Source organism: Corynebacterium sp. HMSC076C10 (assembly GCF_001812455.1).
Lineage (GTDB): Bacteria > Actinomycetota > Actinomycetes > Mycobacteriales > Mycobacteriaceae > Corynebacterium > Corynebacterium jeikeium_D.
The window spans coordinates 1-2,211 of the sequence record NZ_KV809162.1 but is presented as its reverse complement, the minus strand read 5'-3'; the positions used below and the strand labels follow the sequence as shown (position 1 = coordinate 2,211).

Sequence of the window (2,211 nt, the reverse complement as noted above, 5' to 3'; positions counted from 1 at the left end):
TTCACACATAAAGCGAACCCCCAGGTCACAATGCTTTTCTAGGGCACTTTCGAGCTAAGAGAAGACCATAACCGTAGAGTTTCACTTAAAGCTGTTCGGCAATGCATTCGTTCACCGGCCGCTCACGCACACTAACGAACTATCTCAGCAGAATGACGTGGCCCGAAAGCCTCGTCGTAAAGCGAGATGGAGCGAAACCACCCCAATAGAAAGCTCCAGTGAGGAAAAGCTGGACTAGGGAACTAAAGTCGAACCGTGACTACATCAACGAAGACCGATGCTCGGACCGTCCATCCGGTCGATGAGTATCCAGGCCATGTGAAACTGCTTGTACTCGGCTTTCAACATGTGCTCGCCGCGTATGCAGGCGCGGTGGCAGTCCCGCTTTTCGTGGGCTGGGCACTTGTGGATGCCGGGCGTATGTCCCCATCCGATATTCCGCACCTAATTGCCGCGGACTTGTTTGTTGCCGGCATCGCCACCATCGTGCAGTCGGTGGGCATTTGGCGATTTGGCGTGCGGCTACCACTGATTCAGGGCTGTACCTTCTCTGCCGCCATTCCGATGGTCACTATCGGATCGCAATACGGCGTGCCCGCAATCTACGGTTCGGTGATTGCATCGGGCATTTTCATGATGCTCTTTGCACCGCTTTTTGCATCGCTTCTACGTCTATTTCCGCCGTTGGTCACCGGCACGGTGCTATTGATTATCGGTACGACGCTTATGCCAGTCGCAGCTGACTGGGTTGGTGGCGGTGCTGAAGTCAAGGACACTCCTGATTTCGGCACGCCCCAAAACTTGGCAGTAGCTGTGTTTGTGTTGGTCTTGATTCTCAGTATTGAGCGTTGGGCACCGGAATGGCTCGCCCGAATCGCCGTTCTAGTGGGCATGATTTCTGGGTTGCTGCTGTGCATTCCATTGGGAATGGTGGATTGGTCTGGGACTAAGGACTCACCAATCTTTGGGTTGACACATCCGTTCTACTTCGGCATGCCTGAGTTTGTCTTCTCGGCTGTATTTGCCATGTGCATTGTTTCGCTTGTGACTATGGTCGAGGCGACTGGAGATGTGCTTGCGATCGGTGAGATTACCGAGACCGAGATTGATAATCGCCGTATTGCCGACACACTGCGTGCCGACGGTGCTGCGACCGTGATCGGCGGTATTTTCAATACCTTCCAATACACGGCGTTTGCCCAGAACATCGGCGTCCTGTCCATCACGGGCGTACGATCCCGGTGGGTTACCGCAGCTGCAGGCGGAATGCTGCTGATTCTGGGCCTGATTCCAAAGACGGCCGCTCTCGTTGCTGCTATCCCAGCTCCAGTTTTGGGAGGTGCCGGTATCGCCTTGTTCGGCATGGTCGCAGCATCCGGCGTCCGCACCCTATCCAAGGTTAAGTTCACTGAATCCAACGTGATCGTAGTTGGGATTCCGTTGGCACTGGCATTGCTTCCTGCTGTATCGCCCGAACTATTCTCCGGACTGCCGGCGTGGGCACAAACGTTTATGGCCTCAGGAATCTGCGTAGGTTCCGTCGCAGCAATCATCTTGAACCTTTTGTTCAACACCGCCGACCGTGCACCGCACACAGTTACTCCGAGCGCTCACGACACCTTCCGCGGAGGTATCAACTCTGAAGATAAGGACCACGACGGCTACGGCGACGTCCCACCAGCTAAGCCGAGCAGCAATAGCTAACTTCGGTACTTTGATCAGCGCGGCTCGATAGCTCAATCCCAGACCGCGCTGGCGTGACTAAATACAACACATTCCCGTATGGGCGCAGGAAATACCTCGCCCATACGGGATTTCCTTTTGGCGCGATCGAGGACGGCGCCGCGTTGTCTCGTAGGTAGGGCTTAAGAATCAGGACGAATTCCAAATAAGCGTATGGATCCCTATTTGGACAGCTTGGCAATAAAGCCCCATTGAAGCGCGGTATCTGCATGTCGGGATGAGTGGCGGTGGTAATCACAGAAGTGCAATAACTGAATCGGACATGCCAACAAGCTCAGTGCCAGAATTCGAGGAGCCTCCGACCGGTGTACTGCGCATCGGACCCTTCTAAGTACCCGCAATTAAGCCAAATCGGTAGCTACCCCGAGATATAAGCTGCGACATTTGTCGATTAAATGTTGTTTACCCGTAGGTACAAAAGTGGGCCGCAGCAGCCCAACCCCACACGGGAACTGGCTACCACGACCC

Annotated in this window: 1 protein-coding gene; it reads left to right on the top strand. The window is 54.5% G+C overall.

Annotated elements, in window-relative coordinates; translation table 11 throughout:
- The first annotated feature begins 255 nt into the window (after window positions 1-255).
- The gene (locus tag HMPREF2857_RS10240) at window positions 256-1,704 is read left to right on the top strand and encodes a nucleobase:cation symporter-2 family protein (RefSeq protein ID WP_070644156.1); all 1,449 of its coding nucleotides are present in this window, start codon (window positions 256-258) and stop codon (window positions 1,702-1,704) included.
- Window positions 1,705-2,211 lie beyond the last annotated feature (507 nt).